This is a genomic window from Pseudomonadota bacterium (assembly GCA_013285445.1).
Taxonomy (GTDB): domain Bacteria; phylum Pseudomonadota; class Gammaproteobacteria; order Xanthomonadales; family Wenzhouxiangellaceae; genus Wenzhouxiangella.
This window is the reverse complement of record CP053448.1, coordinates 1,160,718-1,182,773: the sequence shown is the minus strand read 5'-3', so window position 1 is coordinate 1,182,773 and position 22,056 is coordinate 1,160,718. Positions and strand designations below refer to the sequence as shown.

16 protein-coding genes are annotated in these 22,056 nt (G+C 63.5%); 6 read left to right on the top strand and 10 right to left on the bottom strand.

Annotation, left to right across the window (positions count from 1 at the left end):
- Window positions 1-38: 38 nt before the first annotated feature.
- Genes HND55_05365 through HND55_05355 form a run of 3 tightly spaced genes read right to left on the bottom strand, consistent with a single transcriptional unit; the run spans window position 39 to window position 2,969 of the window.
- On the bottom strand, window positions 39-791 hold the full coding sequence (locus HND55_05365; GenBank protein ID QKK02140.1) for a DUF1365 domain-containing protein: 753 nt from the start codon (window positions 789-791) through the stop codon (window positions 39-41).
- On the bottom strand, window positions 784-2,025 hold the full coding sequence (locus HND55_05360; protein QKK02139.1) for an FAD-dependent oxidoreductase: 1,242 nt from the start codon (window positions 2,023-2,025) through the stop codon (window positions 784-786). Before HND55_05360 ends, HND55_05365 begins: the two co-directional genes overlap by 8 nt.
- Window positions 2,022-2,969 carry an acyl-CoA desaturase gene (locus HND55_05355; GenBank protein QKK02138.1) on the bottom strand — a complete coding sequence of 316 codons (948 nt, stop codon included), beginning with the start codon at window positions 2,967-2,969 and terminating at the stop codon, window positions 2,022-2,024. Before HND55_05355 ends, HND55_05360 begins: the two co-directional genes overlap by 4 nt.
- Before the next feature lie 80 nt (window positions 2,970-3,049).
- Between HND55_05355 and HND55_05350 the strand changes: the two genes are divergently transcribed.
- The 3 genes from HND55_05350 to HND55_05340 all read left to right on the top strand — a co-directional run bounded on the left by HND55_05350 (window position 3,050) and on the right by HND55_05340 (window position 5,282).
- On the top strand, window positions 3,050-3,628 hold the full coding sequence (locus tag HND55_05350; GenBank protein ID QKK02137.1) for a nuclear transport factor 2 family protein: 579 nt from the start codon (window positions 3,050-3,052) through the stop codon (window positions 3,626-3,628).
- Window positions 3,629-3,691: 63 nt separating this feature from the next.
- Entirely contained in the window at window positions 3,692-4,183 is a 492-nt protein-coding gene (locus HND55_05345) for a hypothetical protein (GenBank protein ID QKK02136.1), read from the top strand.
- Between the two features lie 94 nt (window positions 4,184-4,277).
- Entirely contained in the window at window positions 4,278-5,282 is a 1,005-nt protein-coding gene (locus HND55_05340) for a class 1 fructose-bisphosphatase (GenBank protein ID QKK02135.1), read from the top strand.
- Window positions 5,283-5,324: 42 nt separating this feature from the next.
- On the opposite strand, the gene HND55_05335 is transcribed toward HND55_05340, so the two are convergent.
- The 5 genes from HND55_05335 to HND55_05315 all read right to left on the bottom strand — a co-directional run bounded on the left by HND55_05335 (window position 5,325) and on the right by HND55_05315 (window position 11,537).
- Window positions 5,325-6,197 (bottom strand): hypothetical protein, encoded by an 873-nt coding sequence (locus HND55_05335; protein QKK02134.1) that lies wholly within the window; start codon window positions 6,195-6,197, stop codon window positions 5,325-5,327.
- 12 nt (window positions 6,198-6,209) lie between these two features.
- Window positions 6,210-7,667, bottom strand: a complete 1,458-nt coding sequence (locus tag HND55_05330) for a bifunctional 2-methylcitrate dehydratase/aconitate hydratase (protein QKK02133.1) — start codon at window positions 7,665-7,667, stop codon at window positions 6,210-6,212.
- An 84-nt stretch (window positions 7,668-7,751) separates the two neighbouring features.
- On the bottom strand, window positions 7,752-9,395 hold the full coding sequence (locus tag HND55_05325) for an AMP-binding protein (protein ID QKK02132.1): 1,644 nt from the start codon (window positions 9,393-9,395) through the stop codon (window positions 7,752-7,754).
- 134 nt (window positions 9,396-9,529) lie between these two features.
- Window positions 9,530-10,423, bottom strand: coding sequence for an alpha/beta fold hydrolase (locus HND55_05320; protein ID QKK02131.1), 894 nt, complete (start codon window positions 10,421-10,423; stop codon window positions 9,530-9,532).
- Window positions 10,424-10,520: 97 nt separating this feature from the next.
- On the bottom strand, window positions 10,521-11,537 hold the full coding sequence (locus HND55_05315; protein QKK02130.1) for a 3-oxoacyl-ACP synthase III: 1,017 nt from the start codon (window positions 11,535-11,537) through the stop codon (window positions 10,521-10,523).
- A gap of 104 nt (window positions 11,538-11,641) precedes the next feature.
- Between HND55_05315 and HND55_05310 the strand changes: the two genes are divergently transcribed.
- On the top strand, window positions 11,642-12,928 hold the full coding sequence (locus tag HND55_05310) for a DUF1704 domain-containing protein (protein ID QKK02129.1): 1,287 nt from the start codon (window positions 11,642-11,644) through the stop codon (window positions 12,926-12,928).
- Here HND55_05310 and HND55_05305 read toward each other — a convergent pair.
- Together HND55_05305 and HND55_05300 are read right to left on the bottom strand one after the other, a co-directional pair.
- A complete protein-coding gene (locus HND55_05305) occupies window positions 12,899-16,261 on the bottom strand; it encodes a response regulator (GenBank protein QKK02128.1) in 3,363 nt (1,120 codons plus the stop codon). The two genes, HND55_05310 and HND55_05305, sit on opposite strands and share 30 nt — an antisense overlap.
- Before the next feature lie 111 nt (window positions 16,262-16,372).
- Complete coding sequence (locus tag HND55_05300; GenBank protein QKK02127.1) at window positions 16,373-18,760, bottom strand: TonB-dependent receptor; 2,388 nt, start codon at window positions 18,758-18,760, stop codon at window positions 16,373-16,375.
- Window positions 18,761-18,935: 175 nt separating this feature from the next.
- Here HND55_05300 and HND55_05295 point away from each other — a divergent pair, with 175 nt between their 5' ends.
- Together HND55_05295 and HND55_05290 are read left to right on the top strand one after the other, a co-directional pair.
- Complete coding sequence (locus tag HND55_05295) at window positions 18,936-20,249, top strand: GntP family permease (protein QKK02126.1); 1,314 nt, start codon at window positions 18,936-18,938, stop codon at window positions 20,247-20,249.
- A gap of 209 nt (window positions 20,250-20,458) precedes the next feature.
- Window positions 20,459-22,054, top strand: a complete 1,596-nt coding sequence (locus HND55_05290) for an AbgT family transporter (protein ID QKK02125.1) — start codon at window positions 20,459-20,461, stop codon at window positions 22,052-22,054.
- Window positions 22,055-22,056 lie beyond the last annotated feature (2 nt).

Genomic DNA, 22,056 nt, shown 5'->3' with positions numbered 1-22,056 from the left:
GCCGGTCCGGGAACCATCCAGTGTTCTGTCCGTATGCGTCATTGCTTCACCTTGTCGGGGTGGGCGTAGAAAGGTATTCGCTTCAGCCATAGCCGCAGCGCCTGCCAGTAAATGGCGCCGACAACCTTCAGGGTCATCAGCGGAAAGCGCAGCGGCATCCGGCGCATGCTCGATGTCGTCATTGGTTCGAGCGCCAGGCGCATGCCTGCGGTGAAACATTTTCGATTGGAGCGCTTCAGGTGCATGTGAACGTCAAGGTGATCCGGCTCGATCCTGAAACGCCAGTCGTAGCCGATATCCATCGGCATGAAGGGCGAGACGTGAAAAGCCTTGTCGAACTTGAAACGATAGTCTGGACCCGCCTGGTCGCGACAGTCGAGCACGTAGGCGTGACGCTGATTCCAGGGCGTGTTGTGAACTTCCGCGACGATGGATTCCAGCCAGCCGCTGCTGTCGTGACAGAAATAGAAGCTGACCGGATTGAAACAGACGCCCCACTGGCGCAGATGGGTCAGCAGGAAGATCGAGCCGCCCGGGTGGCGCCCGGTCACGGCGGCCACGCGCTCGATAACGGCCTGGCGAAGCAAGCGGTCCGTGGGGTCGAGGCAGTCCTTGCGGCGATAACTGACCAGGTTGAAGCGCTCGACCGACCACAGCCGGCTGCGCGCAGAGAGCTCGCGCACCCGATCGATATCGAATAGCGCATAGCTGGTGCGATAGGAAAACCGATGACGGCGCGGCTCAAAGCGCTGATGATGCCATACCCTGCCGGTAGCGATGGCGCTATGCATGGCGCAGACCGATATCCTCAATGACTCGCCAGGCACTGCGTACGCCGTCCTCGTGAAAGCCCCAGCCCCACCAAGCGCCGCAGAACCAGGTTCGCCTGAGGCCGTTAATGTCGTTCCAGCGCGCCTGGGCGGCCACGGCCCCGGGCGTGAATACGGGATGGGAATAATGACGTCGAACGATAATGCGCTCCGGATCGATACGTTCAGTCTGGTTGAGCGAGACGATGAAATGCGTCCGGCTGCCGATGTTCTGCAACCGGTTCATGTAATACGAAACCCGGCATCTGGACTGCGCCTCATCGTCCAGGAGCACGTTCCAGGCCGCGCGGGCTGCCGGCCGGACCGGCAACAGCGAGACGTCGGTGTGCAGTACCGCCTCGTTGGGCTGGTATTCGATGGCCGACAGCACGCAGCGCTCGACCGGGCTGGCGTCGACCAGGAGCGCCAGCGCCTGGTCGCAATGGCAGGCCAGCACCACGGCGTCGAAATCAGTCTCGTCTGCGTCGGTGCGGATCCGCACACCGGAATCGAGGCGCTCGACTGCGCGAACGCGTGTAGCCATCCTGAAACGGGCCGCGCAGCCGGATACCGCCTCGACATAACGCCGGCTGCCGCCGTGCACCGTCTGCCAGGGCGGCCGCTGACCGACCGTGAGCATGCCATGATTGTCCATGAATGCCAGCAGATGCTTCATGGGAAACTGCCTGACATCGCCGATCGGTGCCGACCACAGCGCCGAGGCCATGGGCAGCAGATGTTTCTCGGCAAACAGCTGGCCCATGGCGCTTGCGCCCAGGTAGTCGGCCAGCGTGACCGTCTCATCGAGCGTTCTCAGCAGGCCGGGCGCCTGCCGGTAGAAGCGCATGATATCGGCCACCATGCGGTGAAACGCGGGACGCAGCAGATTGCGACGCTGGCAGTAAAGTCGGTTGAGCGTGCTGGCGTTGTACTGCAGTCCGCTGCCCAGATCGTGAACGCCAAAGCTCATGTCCGAACGTTTGGCGACCACACCCAGCTCATTGAACCAGTTCGAGAGCAGCGGGTAGTGTGTTCGATTGAAAACGATGAAGCCGGTATCGATGGCGCGTTCGATGCCATCGTCGTCAACGACCTGGGTGTCGGCATGACCGCCGAGGCGATTCTCACTTTCGAATACAGTGACTTCATGTTCGCGGGACAGGTGCCAGGCCGCATAGAGCCCCGACACGCCGGCGCCGACGATGGCGATCTTCATGAGCGGATCCTGCGCGCGTCTCGCACCCGCTGCGGCACCGGCTTGAGATCATGGACCAGTCCGCACCAGCTCATCATCTTCAGCACGTACCAGCTGATGTCAATCTCCCACCAGTAGAAGCCTTGCCGTGCCGCCCCCGGAAAATGATGGTGATTGTTGTGCCAGCCCTCACCCAGGGTCAGCAAGGCGAGCAAGGCATTGTTGCGGCTGTCGTCGCGCGTGTCGTAGCGGCGACTGCCCCACAGGTGCGCCAGTGAATTGATGGTCAGCGTGACGTGGATCAACGCCACGGTCGAAATGAAATACCCCCAGACCACCAGCTGCCAGCCATTCGTTCCCAGGCCCGGCGCCCAGCGCTCCAGCGCCACGCCCAGCGCAAACAGGCCGGCGGCGTAGGCGACCGGCACGACCAGGTCGAAGCGATCCAGCCAGCGCAGCTCCGGGTAGCGCATCAGATCGGGAACCTGCTCGCTGCGGGTGGCGAAGTGTTTGCGGCTGAGAAACCAGCCCATGTGGCTCCACAGAAAACCGTGCCGGGGCGCATGCGGATCATCGCCGGTATCAGCATGCTTGTGGTGATGACGGTGATGAGCCGCCCACCACAGCGGGCCGCGCTGCGTTGCAGCGGCTCCGATCAGCGCAAATATGAACTGGACGGGCCGGCTGGCGCGAAACGTCCGGTGCGAAAAATAGCGGTGATAAAAAGCGGTAACGGCAAACATTCGTAGCAGGTAGCTAAGTAGACACACAACGATCGCCGTGCCTGAAACACCAACCCACAACACCGACAAACAGGCCAGGTGCAGCGCGACGAACGGCAAGATACGGAGCCAGTCGATCGCGCTGTCGTCTTCGCCACAGGCGCGATATCGCTCGGAATCCAGCCAGGCCAGTAAGGGATTCACTTTATTTGAGATTCCTGTCGATCGGTTGGGAGTGGCCAAATTAGAGTCCTGCGTCCATCAATCTGGCGTGAAAGGCGTGTTCACCGTGCCTCCACGGTTCCTGGTCCACACTTCCGGCCATGAACAAATCCACACTGCTCCAGATGATCCTGCTGGCGTTTTTGGCCGCGCTGCTGACGGCTGCGTGCACCGGCACCGGCAAACGGTCCAGTGACAACACCGTGGCGGCCTACGAGGCCGCGCTTGACACGCATGCCGGTCAAACAGCCGCTATCGATTCGGGGTTGGAGGCATTCCGTCGCACCTACGCCGACTTCACCGCCGAGCGCTTCATCGACCGTGTTGGTGACCTCTACGCCGAGCGCTTTTACTTCAACGACACCTTGCACACCTTTACCCGCCGGGCCGAGCTGGTCGACTACATGCGTCGAACTGCTGCCGGGCTTTCAAGCAGCCGGATTACCGTTCACCAGGTGATCACTGAAAAGACCGATGTATTCGTCCGCTGGACCATGCAGTTCACGACACGGGTCGCCGGGCGCGATATCACCTCGGACTCGATCGGCATGAGTCACCTGCGTTTCGACGAGCACGGCCGGATTGTGCTGCACCAGGACTACTGGGACAGCGGTCACGCGCTGTACGCGCACCTGCCGATCGTCGGCTTTTTCGTGCGCCGCGCGCGATCGTCCATGTAGGCGGCATCTCCCATGATCAGCGCCATTGTGAAACGCCTATGCCTACTGTCCTTGCTCGCCAGCATGACCGTCTGCGCGGACGAGACCCTCGAGCGTTGCGCCGAGGTCGAACTCAAGGTGATTGGCCTGTTCAATGTCGGCACAGCCAGCCTGCACCTGGCCGACTGCGCCGACGCCCGCCGGTTGCTGGCACCTGTACCCAAGATGTTTTCGCTCGAGCTCAATCGTGACATTTCCGGTGATGACCTGATCGAGAGCGCGAACCAGTTGCTGATCGAGAATCTCGATTTACCCGCTCGCTCGGCCCTGCCCGAGGAACTGGCCTGTCTGGCCGATGCCTACGTGGATGCGCAGGCTGGTGAACGCTTCGATGTAGTCTACGAGCCCGGCCGGCGATTGGCGCTCTACGGCAACGGCGCGCTGATCAGGGAATGCCCCGACCGTGGCCGGGCTTCTGACTATTTTCTCATCTGGTTCGGCGATGAGCCGTTCAATACCCGCATGCGTGACCGCCTGATCGACCGCGCGCTGCGTCGCGCCAAGGACAACACCTGAGCAGCCATCCGTAGCTCTGGAGCCGACCGCCGGCCATGCGCCATGTGGTAGATTACCGCCGTTTACCCGTACGACAAGGCAGCACGGCAAGACCATGCGCATCGGTACCACCCTGACTCGCTACATCCTGCGCAACCAGCGCGACATCGAGGGCGCCAGCGGCACCTTCACCGGCCTACTCAACGATATCTGCGTGGCCTGCAAGAAGATTTCCGACCTGGTCAACAAGGGCGCGCTGGTCAATGTGCTCGGCAGCGCCGAGAGCGAGAACGTCCAGGGTGAGCAGCAGAAAAAGCTTGATGTGATTTCCAACGAGATCATGATCGAGGCGCTTGAGCACAACGGGCATATCGCCGCCCTGGCCTCCGAAGAGATGGAGAGCATCCACCGCATGCACGGCGAACGCCGCGGGCGCTACCTGCTGCTGTGCGACCCGCTGGACGGCTCGTCCAATATCGATGTCAATGTTTCTGTGGGCACCATCTTCTCCATTCTGCGCGCGCCCGAGGATGCGCGGGAACCGACCGAGACCGATTTTCTCCGCCCCGGCACTGAACAAGTCGCTGCCGGTTACTGCCTTTACGGTCCCTCGACCATGATGGTGCTGACCACCGGCCAGGGCGTCAGCATGTTCACCCTCGACCGCGACTTCGGCGAGTTCCTGCTGACGCGCGAGCACGTGGCCATCCCCTCAGAGACCAGGGAGTTCGCGATCAATGCGTCCTACCAGCGCCACTGGGATACACCGATCAGGCGCTATATCGACGAATGCCTGGCTGGAGAAGACGGCCCACGCGGCAAGAACTTCAACATGCGCTGGGTTGCCTCGATGGTTGCCGAGGTCCATCGAATCCTCACCCGTGGCGGCGTGTTCCTCTATCCCTGCGATCGCCGAATACGCGCCGAGGGCAAGGCCGGCAAACTGCGGCTGATGTACGAGGCCAACCCGATGGCCATGATCGTCGAACAGGCCGGTGGTGCGGCCACCGACGGCCAGCAGCGCCTACTCGAAATCAAGCCGCAAGCGCTGCACCAGCGCGTGGGGGTAATCCTTGGCTCGCGCAACGAGGTCACTCGCCTGATCGACTATCACGGCTGACCGGCGGCTCGGCCCGGCCGGCCGCATCCGTGACCAGCCCCATCAGGGATGTTCTGTCCGCCCGTGGTCGGTGTCAGCGGCAGCGCCGGCCGGCCGGGCCGGAGCCAACAGCACCAGCAGCATGGCGACAACGCCGACCAGAAGCCCGAAGGCTCCGATCAGTTCGACCGATTCCTCGTAGACATGGTCCATCACCACAAACTGGACCGGCGTGCCGTAGATGAGGTCAGGATCTTTCTCCAGGATCTCCCGGTAACCCGGCGCCAGCCAATAGACCGCCTTCAGAACATAGGTTCCGACGAGGGTGTAGAGGTCCGGGTACTCTTCGAATCGTCCGCGCAGCGCATGCCCCAGCCACGAGGAGCCGGTCGCCAGGGCGTAGCAGCCTATACCGGTCAGGAAACCGATTCTTGCCGCCACATGCGGCCACCAGACTCGCCAGAATCGCCCCAATGCGTAGAGCATCACAGCTGCGATCGCGGCGAAATAGGCCAGTTCGATCATGATAATCAGCGGCGAGAAATCTCCGAGATCGGCAAGCAGCGCGCGATTGACATAGATGCGAATGAGATGGCGCACGTCGCCGGCATCCTCGACCAGCATCAGCACCATGCCCGCCCCGAGGACGAGATGCATCAATCTGGCGCGCTGGCGTCCGGCCTGCCAGGCCAGACCGGCATTGATGCCGCACAGCAAAATGACGACACCGCCAACCGGCCACTGCAGAACTTGCAGCCAGTGGAACAGGGAAAACCACAAGAACGGAAACAGCGAGCGGTCGGCGACCACTTCACGCAGACCGAACACATTGTACAGATCAACCGCAGCAGTCAGCGCCAGCGACAGCCCGATCAGGACCAGCGGCACGAGCAGCAGCCAGACCGGTGAGCGCGTCCTCGCGGGTAGTGGGTGCACGGCAAGCGCCGCTCAGCCGCCGAGCGACCAGAGCGAGGCAAACGCGGACACCGGCATGCACCTGAGATCTTCGAACCGGCCGGTCGCCTCAAGGATGGTGTGCGCGCTTCGGGCCGAGAGCTGGCCCCTTACGGCACGCCTGAACTTGTCCTCGAGCAGCGGAATGCCCTCGTCGCGACGGCGACGGTGGCCGACCGGATAATCGATTGATACCTTCTCAGTGCTCGAACCGTCGGTGAAGAACACCTGCACCGAGTTACCGATGGCGCGCTTGTCGGGATCGAAGTACGCTTCGGTAAAGCGTGGATTCTCCCTGACCGTCATTTTCTCCCGAAGCGCATCGATACGCGGATCGGCGGCGACTTCGTCGGTGTAGGAATCGGCGGTCAGCTCGCCGAAGATCAGCGGCACGGCAACCATGTACTGAATGCAGTGATCGCGATCGGCATAATTGCTCAGGGGACCGGTCTTGTCAATGATCCGCACACCCGCTTCCTGCGTCTCGATCTCGATGCGCTCGATCTCGTCAATCCGTGCCTTGACCGCTGCGTGCAGCTTGTAGGCGCACTCGACGGCCGTCTGGGCGTGGAACTCGGCCGGGAAGGAGATCTTGAACAACACCTGCTCCATCACGTAGCTGCCCAATTCTCGTTCGAGCACCAGGTCCCGGCCCTTGAACAGCACGTCCTGAAAACCCCAGCCTTTCGCGGTCAGCGCAGAGGGATAACCGATCTCGCCGGACAGCGTAATCAGCGCCAGCTGCACGGCGCGCCGGCAGGCGTCTCCCGCAGCCCAGCTCTTGCGCGGGCCGGTGTTTGGGGCGTGACGGTAGGTTCTGAGCGCACCGCCGTCGATCCAGGCCTGACTGACGGCATTGACCACGTCGTCACGGTCACCGCCCAGCATCTTCGTGACCACGGCCGTTGAGGCAACGCGCACCAGCAATACATGATCAAGACCGACCCGGTTGAAGCTGTTCTTCAGCGCCAGCACGCCCTGGATTTCATGGGCCTTGATCATGGCCTCGAAGATGGCTTCAACCTTCAGCGACTCACCCCCTTCGGCAATTCTCTGACGCGACAAGTAGTCGGACACCGCCAGGATGGCGCCCAGGTTATCGGACGGATGCCCCCACTCGGCCGCCAGCCAGGTGTCATTGAAGTCGAGATAGCGCACCAGCACGCCGATGTTGAAGGCAGCCTGTACGGGATCGAGCCGGTAAGGCGTGCCGGGCACCCGAGCGCCCGTATCGAGCTCCATGCCCGGCACAACCGGGCCGAGCAGCTTGACGCACTCGGGAAACTTCAGCGCCAGCATCGCACAGGCCAGCGAATCCTTCAGGCAATAATGGGCAGTCTCCCAGGCTTCGGTCGATTTGATCTCGTAGTCGCAGACGTAGTCGGCGATATCCTGAATGAGCTGATCCGGGTCCGGGCGGCTCGCCGAACGGTGGTCGATCTCGCCACTCATGGGGTGGACTCCTGATGCGGTTGGGCCAGGCGGCGTATTCTAACCGACGCCGCCACGCTCAGTGCGTGGCTGAATCCAGCGCCTTCATCCTCGCTGCCGCGTCGCCCACTCGGCGAGCTGGTTGCGGCGGATCTTGGCGTTGTGGCGTATATCGACCGGAAAACGCCTGCGAAAAAAAATATGCTTGACGGCCGCAGTGTCCGGGCGGCGATCCAGAACGATGCGGACATCGCGTGCCAGCCGCCGACGATCGACACCGCGCTCCGGTTCGACGATGATGACCGGCTGTTGTTCACCCGGCTGCCCAATGCCCACCAGTGCCGAGCGATACACGCCCTCAACGGCGTTGACCGGACCTTCGACGCATTCGGTATACAGCGTCCCGTCAGCGGTCTGTACACGCTCGGACTTGCGCCCGCAAAACCACAAACGGCCGTCACCGTCAATCCAGCCCAGATCGCCCATGCGGTGCCAGGTGCAACCTTCGTCGTCGACCATCTTGGCCGCGCGAGTCTGCGCCAGGCGGCACCAGTAGCTGTCGGTCACCGTCGGACCACTGACGCAAATCTCGCCGATTTCGCCATCCGCGACCTGCCCGGCATGCTCGACCAGACCGATCGGCTCGTCGCTGACCGGAATGATACGCACCCGGTTGGCCTTAAGCGGCCGGCCAACGCAAATACCACGACCCGAGCGATTGCCTTCCGACAGCGGACCGACCAGCTCGCGGCCCGCCACCGTCGCGACCGGCAGCGCCTCGGTTGCACCGTAAGGCGTATGGATATCGGCCATCGCATCCAGCGCGCGGTGCATGCGCTCTATCACCACCGGCGAAACCGGCGCGCCGGCCGACAGCGCACGCCGAATGCCCGGCAGCCGAATCGCCTGCCGATCCAGGTACCGGCCAAGCGTGTTCATCAGCGCCGGCGATCCAAACAGGTTGGTTACACCGTAGTGTTCAATCAGGCTGACCAGCATGGCCGGATCGGCATTTGCCGGACGGGTGAAGTCCATGCGCGGCACAACGGTGGTCATGCCCAGGGCCGGATCGAACAGCGCGAAGGGCGGGAAGGTTGGCAAGTCGACCTCGCCAGGCTGCATGCCGAAGGCCTCGCGCATCAGCCCGACCTGCGCCACGAACATGCGGTGCCGGTAAACCACGCCTTTCGGAATTCCGGTCGATCCCGACGTGAACAGGATGGCGGCTTCGTCGTCTCCTTCGGTTATCGGCGCCTCGAAACGACCACCATCAACGCCAAGCAGATCGCCATAACGCAGGCCCTGCCAGAGCGGGCGCGGTCCAACGCTGATCACGGTCCGAATGCTGTCACGCGCCCAGCCCAGAAGGTGACGCGCGATCTGGGCGCGCGTGACGCCAATGAAGGCTTCCGGCTCGGCCTCGTCCAGACACGTCTTGAGCGGCTTCAGACCAATGCCCGGATCAATCAGCACCGGCACGGCACCGGCCTTGAACAGGGCAAAGAACAGGGCAAAGAACTCCAGCGACGGCGGCACCATGAATGCCACCCGGGTGCCCGGCTCGATCCCTTGCGCCTGCAGGCCGGCCGCCAGTCGGTCGGTCAGCGCGTTGAGCTCACGGTAGGTCCAGCGCCGGTCGGTCCATCCCGTTCCGGAGCGGCGCTGCGGCACAATCAGCGCGACGGCCTCCGGCCGGGACTCGGCTTGTCGTGTCAGGGCATGGGCGATGTTGATCAGATCGGAAGGCATGGAATCTCAGCTTTCCGGGCTCCAGAACCAGAACAGGATCTCACCGCGGCACGGTACCGGCAAGTCTGGCCGTAACCGGCTCATTTCAAACTTTCTCTCTCTCATGAAACCCGAACGTTGAAACCTTCAAGCCATCAACCGACTTCACGCAGGAACGCAACGATGCCGTTGACGACCCGTTCCGGGGCATCTTCCAGCACGTAGTGGCCGGCATCTTCGATATAGTCGAGCCCGGCCTGTGGCAAGGTGTCACGCCACAGGTCAAGCACGCGGTCGTTGAACACGAAATCCTTGCCGCCCCAGATCAAATGCACCGGCTTGTCCAAAAGGCGATCGAGCCGTGCTTCGGTTGCCGCCAGCACCGGCCAGGAGTGATCGTGCTCGCTAAGCGGTATGTCCTGCACGAAGCGCAGGGTCGCCAGTCGTTGCTGCGCGCTGCCGCGATACGGGGCGGTCAGACCCCGCGCGACCGACGGATCCAGCCGCCGTTCGGTTGCCAGCCGCACCGCCAGCCCGGAAAAGGCGTTGAACCGCTGGATCAGAAAAGCGCCAGGCGCGGTGCGGGCGAACCTGAGCGCCAGCGGCAGGCTTTCGTCGGGCGGAATGGTAAAGGCCCAGGTATTGAGCAGCACGATCCGCCGCACGCGCGCGGGATAGGACACAGCCCAGGCCAGCGCAATGGCGCCGCCCCAGTCGTGCACGACCAGATCGACCGGACGTTCGGGCTCGACTGCATCAAGCCAGTGCCCCAGGTCTTCAACCCGGCTTTGCATCGTGTAGGAGTAGGAGACCTCACTCGGCCGGTCGGACAGTCCCATACCGACATGGTCGGGCACCAGGCAGCGGAAGTCCTCCTGCAGCGCAAGGACGACATTGCGATAGTAGAAAGACCAGGTAGGATTGCCGTGCACCATGACGACTGGCTGACCCCCGGACGGACCCTGATCCAGATAATGCATGCGATGGCCGCCCGACTGGATATGGAAGTGGCGCTCGAAGGGGAAAAGATTCTCCGGAAAATCAGTCATGCCGGTCCGACCATCGGGTTGTGCAGGGCCGCTCCGATGCGCCGCATCATTGAAATGCAGCTCGCCGGCCAAGAAAAGAACGCATCAAAACAGGCGCTTACCAGACGACTTCGGTCATGCAGCAGTTCAGGCCTGAGCCGATGCCCATCAATGCAACCTTGTCGCCGCGACGAACCCGGCCCTCATCGACGATCTTGCTGAGCACGGTGGGAATGGACGCCGGACCGATATTGCCGAGTTTCGGAAAGATGCGGTAGACCTTCTCGGGATCGACTCCGAAGGCGCGAATGAAGGCTTCGGTGTGCACCTGGGAGACCTGGTGGATCACGACATGGTCGAGTTCGTTGGCTACCCAGCCCAGTACCTGGCGAGCGGTCGCGTAGGTCGCTCCGGCAAGCTTCATGCCTTCGCGCAACAGACTCCTGGTATCGGTCCACATCTGGTGGTTCCAGCCGCGGCACAGATTATTGAACTCGGTGGCCGCACGCGACACCCCGCCCTTGTACTGATGACCATCGGGCTCGAGATCGCCGCGCGACATGATCATGGCAGCCGCGCCGCAACCCAGGGTCAGGCTGGCGAACTCCCGCTTGAACTGCTTGCGCGTCACTTTCGGCCCGAGCAGTCGGTTAATCGTGGTCTCATTGATTTCGCGGCTGTTTTCAGCGTTGACAATCAGCGCATAGTCAATCTCGCCGCGGTCGAGCATCCGGGCAGCGATGTTCATGCCGTTGATGAACGCCAGGCAGGCGTTGCCGACGTCGAAGCTCTCGCAGGTATTGGACAGCCTGAGATTGCCGTGGACCATGCAGGCGGTCGACGGTTCAAGGAAGTCCCGCGACACCGAAGTGTTGATCAGAATACCGACTCTCGCCGGGTCGATATCGGCCCGACGCAGCGCCTCGTGCGCGGCCAGCGTGGCTGCCTGGGATGGCAGCATGCCGTCGTCCCAGAAACGACGCTCCTCGATGCCGGCCAGATCGATCAGCGGATTCCCCCGTAGCCGGAGCTTACGAAAGGTCGGCGCGAGACGTTCACAGGTCTCGGCACTGGTAACCGGATGTGGAGCATCGACCGAAGCGACCGACTTGATGACCACGTTATCAAACAGCATTGACTCTACCTTGTCGCACGGCGACCGGAAAAAAGAGGGGCGGTTGTAGATACATAACCGCGTATCATACCGCGTATTGTATACCCGATCGATGCAGCCACAGCATGAAAGCGCCGCACGCTCGCCAGACAATCGCCTGCATCACCCACGCCGCCGGTGCCTTGCGCGAAGCGGAAAGACCGCTTCGCATCCTGGGTCTGCTGGCGTGGCCGCTGTCGGTACGCGAGCGCTTCCTCGCCAGCGACGGTGCCAAGCTGCCAGAGGTCGACTACCCGGCCGTGGATGTCAAGCCGGTGCGGCAGGCGCTGGCCGAGGCGCGGCCGCTGATTGCCCGCTGCGGTCCGGCTCGGGAGTGGCTAGAGCGGGTTTCCAACCACCTGGCTACCGCTGCCGACATGTTGACCCAACTGGGTCGACCGGGTTTCTTCACCGCCTCGATCACCCTTTACGGCGCGCCAACCAAGGCACTGCCTGATTCAGACGCCAGTCCACTCCAGCTGGCCCGACGCCTGCGGCGCATCATCGACGGACTGACCCATCTCGACCTGGGCGCCCCCCCTCGTGCCACGGCCAGCGCTGAAGAGGTGGCGGCGAGAATGCGTGCAGCAGTCTCACGTTTTTTCGGCGACCAGGCCCCTTTGGTCGAAGTGACTCAAACCCTATCGGCCAATGCCACCGCCGGCCCCGACCGTATTCGCATCCGTGCTGATGCCCATTTCACCGACCGAGACGTGGACCAGCTTGTTCATCATGAAGCCGGCATACACGTCACCACGGCACTGAACGGACGGGCCCAGACCGCTCTGCCCATCCTCGCGGCGAGTCACCCGGGCACGACCCGCACGCAGGAAGGCCTGGCGGTGTTTTCGGAGTTCATGACCGGCTGCATGGACATCGACCGGCTTGGTCGTCTCGCCGACCGAGTGCTGGCCATCCAATTGGCCATCGATGGCGCTGATTTTTGCGAAGTCTATCGTTACTTCCGCGACCAGGGCGTGGTTGACACGATGGCTTTCGAACAAACGCGCCGGGTGTTTCGCGGCGGTGTACTGACCGGCGGTGCACCGTATACCAAGGATGTGGTCTACCTTGACGGACTGTTGCGGGTCCATGACTTCCTGCGTTCGCTGGTTGCCGCCGGTCGCGCCGACGTATTGCAGCTGCTTTTCTGCGGCAAGCTGGCACTCGCCGACATACCGGTTCTGTGTTCACTGGCCGAGCTGGGGCTGCTGCGAGCCCCACGTTATCTTCCAGCCTGGGCCGCCGACCGCCGATTTCTGGTCAGTTACCTGGCCTACTCGGGTTTTCTTGATCGCGTTGGGCTTGGTCAGGCTCATCAGCGCCACGCCGATATCCTGCGCTCAGCGCCGCGCATCCAGTTTTGCAGTTGACTCGGCTGGCGTCGATCCCAGCAGGCGATTGAGCATCGAGCGCAGCGCGAGGGGACGAATCGGCTTGTGCAGCAGCTCACAACCAGCGGCGCGGGCGGCATCGCGCAGCTGCGCGCCGTGATCAGCGCTGATCAGCAGCGCCGCCGTACCGTGGCCAGCCCGTCTGAGTCGCTCAAGCACCGCCAGACCGGTCATGCCGGCATCAAGGTGAAAATCGATGATCAAAAGCGCCGGCGAATACCGGTCGCAGGCCGCCATTGCGCTGTCACCGTCTGCGGCCCCATGAACGGCAAAGCCCCATCCGCCAAGCAGCGTTTCCAGCGAACCGAGCATGCCCGGATCGTTGTCGACGATCAGCAGCGGCAGGCCAGGCGAAGCGCCGGAGCGACGGGCCGGCTGCTCGCTCACCGCTCGTTCATCGCTGCGCGGTACGACAACGCCGAACAACGTGCCACGACCGAGCCGGCTTTGCAACACGATGCGGTGGCCGAGAAGCCGCGCCATGCGCTCGGCGATCGCCAGTCCAAGGCCAAGTCCGGGCGCCCGTTCGGTCTTGTCGAGTCGGCGGAATTCCTCGAAGATGACGGTCTGGTCCGCTTCGCCGATGCCCGGCCCGGTGTCCCACACGCCAATCTGCAGGCATGCGCCGCGGCGACGGCAGCCGAGGAGAATGCGGCCCGATCCGGTGTAGCGCACGGCATTGGAAAGAAAATTCTGCAAAATGCGCCGCAGCAGCTGGGGGTCGGACTCGACCCATGCGCCCGTCGGCCGCTTGTCGAGCACCAGTCCTCGCTGCTCGGCCAGAACGGAAAACTCGCCGTGCAATTGATCAAACAGCTCGCCCAGCGGAAACCGGGTGCGCCGGACCTGAATACCCCCAGCGTCCAGGCGTGAGATATCGAGCAGCCCCTCCAGCAGGTTCTCGGTCGCCTTGAGCGCACCCGAAATTTGCTCAAGTGATTGTCCGGCCCGTGGCTCTTCGATGCGCCCCAACAGCGCATGGGTGAGCAACTGCGCGGCGTTGAGGGGTTGCACGAGATCGTGACTGACGGCCGCCAAAAAGCGCGTCTTGGCCTCGCTGGCACGCTCGGCCTGGGTCTTGGCCTGCTCGAGTTCGGCTGTGCGCGCAACGACGCGCTGTTCGAGCGTCTCATTGATGCGTTTGAGTTCATGTTCGGCATACCGGAAAGCGGTCACATCACTGAAGGTGGCCACAAAACCGCCGCCAGGCATGGGATTGCCGCGGATTTCGATGATCCGGCCGTCCGGCCAGGAGCGTTCGACATGGTGAGGCGTTCCGGCACGCTTGTGCGTCAGACGGCGCTGGATCTTGCGCTCGGTATCGCCTCCCTCCCCCATCAGCCCCCGATGGGCATTGTGGCGCAGCAGGTCGGCCACCGGCCGCCCGACCCGGATAAGCGCATCCGGATAGTCGAACAGCTCGAGGTAGGCGCTGTTCCACGCAACCAGACGCATATCCTCATCGACAACGCAGACGCCCTGACTCATGTTTTCCAGCGCGCCGGAGAGCACCTCCCGGCTGAACCGGGCCTGCTCTGCCGCTTGCCCGACCAGATCGGCGACGGTATCAAGCGGTGCCGGGGTCCGTCGACGCGCGGCGTCGAGCAGCAGCCGGGCCGATGCCGAACCCACCACTGCCGCCAGTTCATGCTCGAGCCGGTCGGCCAGGTCCTCTGCGTCTGACGGTGCGGCGAACAGGGGTTCGATCTGGTCCTCGGGCAGAAAGCGCTCGGCCAGACGGTAGAGCGTGTCCGCGCCCACCGGATCGCGGAGGCGGGGTTCTCCGCCCGGACCAGCATGCAGGCGCGAACCGACCAGTGTCACCGCGAGATTGACCAGCAGGCTGGCCGCGACCGCCCGGGTCAGCGGCGCAACCTGGTCGAGTCCAAACAGCTGATCCGGCGCCAGCCAGCTCAGCCCCAGCGGACCGCTGCTCACCCAGTCGACGTCTACTGCGAAACCGGACAGCAGCAGCGGCAGAAACAGCACATAGGCCCACACCACCACGCCACTGACAATGCCGGCCAGGACGGCCAGTGCCGACAGTCCCGGGCGATAGACCGCCAGCAGCACCGCGGGTCCCAGCTGGGCTAGACCGGAAAACGACAGCGCACCGATATCGGCCAGGGCATCGGCTGCACCGATGAGGCGGCTGTACACATAGGCCAGCAACAGCACCGCAACGATGCCGATTCGCCGCTGCTGGCGCACCGGTATGCCGAGCTCGCTGACCCGGCCCCAGTGCCGATTGAGCAATGCCGGTGTCAGCCAGTGGTTGCCGATCATGATTGACAGCGTCAGGCTGGCCAGAATGACCATTGAGGTCGCCGCACTCAGGCCACCGAGAAAGGCGATCAGCGCCAGCGCATGATGGCTCTCGCTCAACGGCAGCATCAGCACGTAGAGATCGGGCGCGACCCGGCCGCCGAGCAGGGCATTGCCGGCACGGGCCAGCGGCAGGATCGGCAGACTGATCAGAATGAGAAACAGCGGAAAGAGCCAGCGGGCAGTGTGCAAGTGACGCTCCTGACGGCACTCGACGACGCCGATATGGAACTGGTGCGGCAAGGTGAACATCGCCAGTGCGCCGAGCAGCATCAGGGTCACGAACGAATCCTGACCGGAGAAGGCCGGTGCCGGAGCCTGAACGGCCAGATCCTCAAGCCCGGAAAACAGCACGAAGATCACGTAGCCGCCCAGAGCCAGCATCGCGGTCAGCTTGAGCAACGACTCGAAACCCATCGCCAATACCAGCCCGCGGTTGTGTTCGGTTGCCGCGGCCCGACGCGTTCCGAACAGCATGGCAAACACGGCCATGGTGGCGGCGGCATACAGGGCAAGATCCTGCCAGGCCGCCGACTCTCCGCCGGGGCGACCGCCGTGAACCGCCTCGAAGCTCATCGCCACGGCCTGCAGCTGGAGGGAAATATAGGGCACGATGCCCAGGACGGCCACACCGGTGACGGCCGCAGCAAGCATGGATGACTTACCGAAACGAGTGGCGATGAAATCGGCGATGCTGGTGGCGTTAGTGGCCTTGCTCAGCGTGACCAGGCGGCGCAGGAACGGAAAGAAGAACACAAACAGCACGATCGTGCCGACGAAGGTCGGGGGTATCGGCCAGCCGAACCGCGCGGCCTGGGTGGTCGTGCCGTAAAACGTCCAGGCCGTGCAGTAGACGGCCAGCGAAAGCGAGTAGACCACCGGCCACAGACCGCGCCAGCGCTCGCCTGAGCGTTCGCCGACCAGGGCCACGGCAAACAGCAGGCCAAGCCAGGTCAGGCCGGCACCGATCAGAATCAGCGTCGACAAGGCCGTTGAGAGGTGCTTGCACCGGTCATCATGCCCGACAGTTTAGCCCCAAAAAAAAAGGGTCGGACCCGATACTGCGGTCCGACCCCGAGGTGGAGAGCCATGCCCGGCTCAGAAGTTGATCGTGCCGGTCAGTGTGATCGTGCGCGGCGGACCATAGAACGCATTCAATACGCCTTCCAGTCCGAGCGTAGAGGCGCTGCCATCCGGCGTCGCGAAGACGTACCCGGCCGTCTTGTACTCCTCGTCGCCGAGATTGCGGCCGTGCAGCCCGATTTCGTAGCGGCCATCGTAACGTTTCCACAACAGGTGCAGATCATAGAGCCTGTAGGCCGGCTGATCCAGAAACGGCGAGGGAATCTCGAACTGGTGAGTCTCGGCACGGAACGACCACGCCCCGATCAGCGACAGTTCACCATCAGCCCCGAACAGGCTCAGGGGCCGGTCATAGCGAATGTTCCAGTGCGCGGTCGTATCGGGCGTGTTCTGGAACACGCGCTCATCGGCGACGTTTTCAAGTGACTGCGCGCCGGTTGCCGGATCACTAACCGCAGTAATGAACTCCTTGTAGGCGGCGTCGATGTAGCCGACGTTGAGGCTGGTCGTGAGTGCGTCGCCTCGACTCCAGAGATGACGCGCCAGCAACGCGCTCATTTCGAACTCCAGCCCCTTGACCGTGGCTTCCCCGGCATTGGTCGTCACACCGGTAAATGTATCGGACACGCCGTCACCATCGGTATCAACGCCGATCGAGCCGGGCACCTGGATATCGGTGTAGTCGCTGTAGAACAGGGCGAAGCTGGTGCTGACGCGGCCGTTTGCGAACTGCGACTTGACCCCGACCTCCCAGGTATCGACCTGCTCGGGATCAAACTTCATGAACTCGAAGATCTCAGCATCGCTGACTGTGCCGTCACCATCAAGATCCGGTGCCGCCGTCGTCGCACCCCGCGGATCAAAACTGCCGCCCTTGAACCCCTGGCTGAAGGATACATAGGCATTGTGGTCGGCGGTCGGCTGCCAGGCCAGGCTCACGCGCGGAGAGAAGTCAGTAAACGTCTCGGATCCCTCGAAATCCGAGGTGGTACCGATGACCGTCGGATCACCGCCAAAAAACGAAGATTCTCCAAGCATGGTTTGCCGCAGGATCTGCGAGGAGCGCTTGTCGCTGGTGTAGCGGGCACCGATGGACAACTCCATGCCGGTTTCCAGATCAAGAAACGCTGCCAGGTCGAAACTGGCGTCGGCAAACAGCGACCAGGTCTCGGTATCGACATCACCCAGCGTGAATGCGTTGAGGCCGGGCAGGCCGATGAGATCCCCCGTCTGGAACAGGCGCACATCAAAGGCGTTGAAGGCATTGGCGTCAAGATAGTAGAAGCCGGTGACTCCGCTGATGCGTTCACTGACGTAATTGAGCTGGAATTCCTGGCTGAACTGTTCGTTGTCATAGATGACCGGCACATCGACATCGACCGCCGGCAGCGCCTCGAAGTCGATCTGCTGGGTATTCTCGTCATCGCGCCAGGCCGTGATCGACTTGAACTGCCAATCGGGATTGATATCGTACTCGGCCAGCAGGCTGACGCCCAGCTGCTCGGTTTCATTGGCGCCCTGGATGCCGCTACGCGAATCGAACACGTCATCAAGCACCGGGGCACCCGAGAACAGGCCCGGGATCAGACGATGTCCTCCCACCGGGTTGGAATCATCCTTGTAGTAGTCGACCGCAAGGCGAACGAACCAGCTGTGCGTCGGTGACCATTCCGTACTGACGCGTCCGGCCAGAACCTCCTTGTTGTAATTGTCCTCGCCGAGATTCAGATTCGTGCCGAAACCGTCGCGATTGAGGGTGGCCAGGCTGGCGCCGATGGCGGCGTTCGAGCCAACTGGCGTCTCACCGCTGACCACCAGGTCGCGCTGGGAAAAATTACCCAGGCTGGCACGCGCACTGACGGCGGGCTGGCGACCCAGTCGCCGGGTCACGTACTTGACCGCCCCGCCGATGGTGTTGCGCCCGTATAGCGTGCCCTGCGGGCCGCGGAGCACTTCGATGCGCTCGACGTCAAATATGTCGAGCACTGCCGCCTGCGGGCGGTTCAGATAGACGTCATCGACATAGATACCGACCCCAGCTTCGAAGCCGGCAACCGGATCCTGCTGGCCGATGCCGCGGATGAAGGCAGTCAGGGTGTTGCTGGTGCCGCGCGAAACTTCGAGGGTGGTATTGGGCACGACCTGATTGAGGTAGGTGATGTCCTGGGCGCCGCTATCCGACAATCCCTCACCGGAGATGGCGGTCACCGAGATGGGCACGTCGCGCAGGTTTTCCGTGCGGCGCCGGGCGGTCACCTCGATCGAGCCAAGATCCGCCTGCGTTTCGGTGTCGGTCTCGTTCGACTCGTCACCCGCCGTCTCCACGTCCTGCGCCGGGACCGCGAACGACACGACCAGCCCGAGCGCTACCGCCAGGCCGAGTATGGATCGATTGTTTTTCATCTTGACTCCCTTCGCTTGCTGGCAAGAACGGACGCCGCGTGCCGAAACCGCGGCGATTGACCCAGGTCGCAGACTAGTCCACCAGGCCCGGGCTGTAACCTGTACCTTGGTCCAATTCCCCGCAAGTGCCGGTGCTTGCCAACATGCCCGGCATACCCAAGCCGGGATGCTCCCGATGCTCAGTCTGATCGGCCTGCTTGGCAGCCTCGCGCTGCTCATCGTGCTCGTTATGCGCGGAATGAGCCTGTTCGTGGCCACGCCGCTGTGCGCGCTGCTGGTGGCACTGACCTCGAACATTGCCCTGCTGCCGCCGCTGGCCAATGCCGGACAGGCCGATCTGATCACCCAGTACATGGACGGCTTTACCGGTTTCATAGCATCCTGGTTCTTCGTCTTTCTGCTCGGCTCGCTGTTCGGCAAGCTGATGGAGTCCTCCGGTGGTGCCGAATCGGTCGCCCACTGGATCGTGCGCCGGCTGGGCACCAGGCAGGCCGCGCTAGCCGTGGTGCTGGCCTGCGCCGTGCTGACCTATGGCGGGGTGAGCCTGTTCGTGGTCGCGTTCTCGGTCTACCCAATGGCGCTGGCCCTGTTCCGAGATGCCGATCTGCCGCGGCGCTTCATTCCCGCCACCCTGGCCTTCGGCTCGGTGACCTTCACCATGACCTCGGCCGGATCGCCCGAGATCCAGAACTGGATCCCGATCGAGCACCTCGGTACCGGCCCGCTGGCCGCCTGGCAGGCCAGCCTCGTGGTCGCGATCTTCATGGCCACCACCGGCTATGTCTGGCTGCAGTGGATGCTCAGGCGCGCCGTCGAGCGCGGTGAGCGTTTCGAGGAACGCGAGGTCGATCCGGCCAGCGGCCGCACCCATCTGCCCCATCCGATCCTGTCGCTGGTCCCGCTCGCGCTGGTGCTGGGCTTTTCGTTCACCCTGCATGACCGCCTCGGCATTTCCGCCCTGATCGTCGCCCTGCTGGCGGGCTGCTTCGGCGCGGCCGCGATCAACCTGCGCCACCTGCGCGAGCCTGGCGCCGCGCCGACTGAAGGCGGTGTCGGCGCGCTGGTCGCCATCGGCAACACGGCCGCGGTGGTCGGTTTCGGAACGGTCGCAAAGGTTTCGCCGGCCTTCGATGCCGCCGTTGTCTGGGTCACCGGCCTGCCCGGCAGTGGCCTGGTCAGCGCCGCGATTGCCGTTTCGGCCATCGCCGCCATGACCGGCTCGGCCTCCGGCGGTCAGGCCATCGCGCTGCCGATCCTTGGCCCGCACTATGTCGATGCCGGCGTCGACCCTGAACAGCTCCACCGAATCGTCTCGATCTCTTCCGGCGCGCTCGACTCGCTACCGCACAACGGCTATGTGGTCACCACCATCCGCGCCATCTGCAACGAGTCGCACCGCGCCGCCTACCCGGCCATGGGCGCGCTGACCGTGCTCATCCCGCTGGCCGGACTGATTCTCTGCCTGGGGCTGTTCGCGCTCGGCCTTTGACGTCGCCCCGCGGGCCGTCTGCAGTGCGATGATCCGCCGAAGGCCTCGCCACGCGTCGAACTGAGGCGGATCCGCCCCGGCCCAGCCGCCCCCTGCCCCCCCAAGGCAACCGCCCACCCGGCCCGTCGACTGCACCCGCCGCGACCTTGCGCTATCATGCCGGCTCGCCGCCGCCGCGGCTTTCGGGCTCAAACGCTGGAATTTCATCCGTGAGCAACAACGACAACGCCGCGACTGCCGTCGCCGATCGCAACTGGTTTACCCGCTTCCTCGACATCGTCGAGTGGCTCGGCAATCTCCTGCCCCACCCGGTCACGCTGTTCGCCCTGCTGGCGACCCTGATGGTGTTCCTGTCCGGCCTGTTCGGCTGGCTGGGCGTGAGCGTGGCAGACCCGCGGCCCAGCGCGGCGGCAGGCGCCACCATCGAGGCAGTCAGCCTTCTCAATGCAGAGGGACTGCGCCGGATTCTCAGCGGCCTGGTCGACAACTTCGTCAACTTCGCGCCGCTCGGCGTGGTGCTGGTGGCCATGCTCGGCGTCGGCGTGGCCGAAAAATCCGGCCTGATCTCGGCGCTGGTGCGCGGCATCGTCCTCAGCGCCCCGAAGCACGTGGTGACCGTTGCCCTGGTCTTCGCCGGGGTGCTCTCGAACACCGCATCCGAGATGGGCTACGTGGTGCTGGTGCCGCTGGGCGGTGCCATTTTCCTGGCCCTGGGCCGGCATCCACTGGCCGGCATGGCCGCGGCCTTCGCCGGGGTCTCCGGCGGCTACTCGGCCAACCTGCTGCTGGGCACTATCGATCCGCTTCTGGCCGGCATCACCGAGGAGGCCGCGCAGCTGATCGACCCGAGCTACGAGGTCTACGCCACGGCCAACTGGTATTTCATGATCGTGTCGACCTTCCTGATCACCGCCATCGGCTCGCTGGTGACCATCTTCATCGTCGAACCCAAGCTGGGACGCTACGACGACTCCAATGCCGAGCCGGAAGTGCTCGACGACAGCCAGATGAAACCGCTGGACGGCAAGGAGAAGAAGGGGCTGGTCGTCGCCGGCCTGGCCACGCTGGGCGTGCTCGGGCTGATCGCGCTGCTGGTCCTGCCCGAAGGCGGCCTGCTGCGCGACCCGGCGGCTGACGCCAGCGACTTCCTGGAAAGCTCGAAGCCCTTCTTCCGTTCGGTGGTGGCCTGGATCTTCATCTTCTTCCTGGTCACCGGTTTTGCCTACGGGCGGGTGGTGGGCACGGTGCGCAACGACCGCGACGTCATCGACGGCATGGCCTCGGCCATCTCGACGCTGGGGCTTTACGTCGTGCTGGTGTTCTTCGCCGCCCAGTTCGTGGCCTTTTTCGGCTGGTCGAATCTCGGCCTGATCCTGGCGGTGACCGGCGCCGATTTCCTGCAGAACATCGGCCTGACCGGGCCGCTGGTGTTCGTGCTGTTCATCATCATGTGCGGCATCGTCAACCTGTCGCTGGGCTCGGCCTCGGCGCAGTGGGCCGTGACCGCGCCAATCTTCGTGCCGATGCTGATGTTCATCGGTTACTCGCCCGAGGTCATCCAGGCCGCCTACCGCATCGGTGATTCGACCACCAACATCATCACGCCGATGATGAGCTACTTCGGGCTGATCCTGGCCTGGGCGGCACGCTACGACCGCAACTTCGGCATCGGCACCCTGATCGCCACCATGCTGCCCTACTCGATCTGCTATTTCATCGGCTGGTCGCTGCTGTTCTTGCTGTGGGTATTTGGCCTGGGCATGCCGGTCGGGCCGGGATCGCCCACCTACTACTCCGCACCATGAGC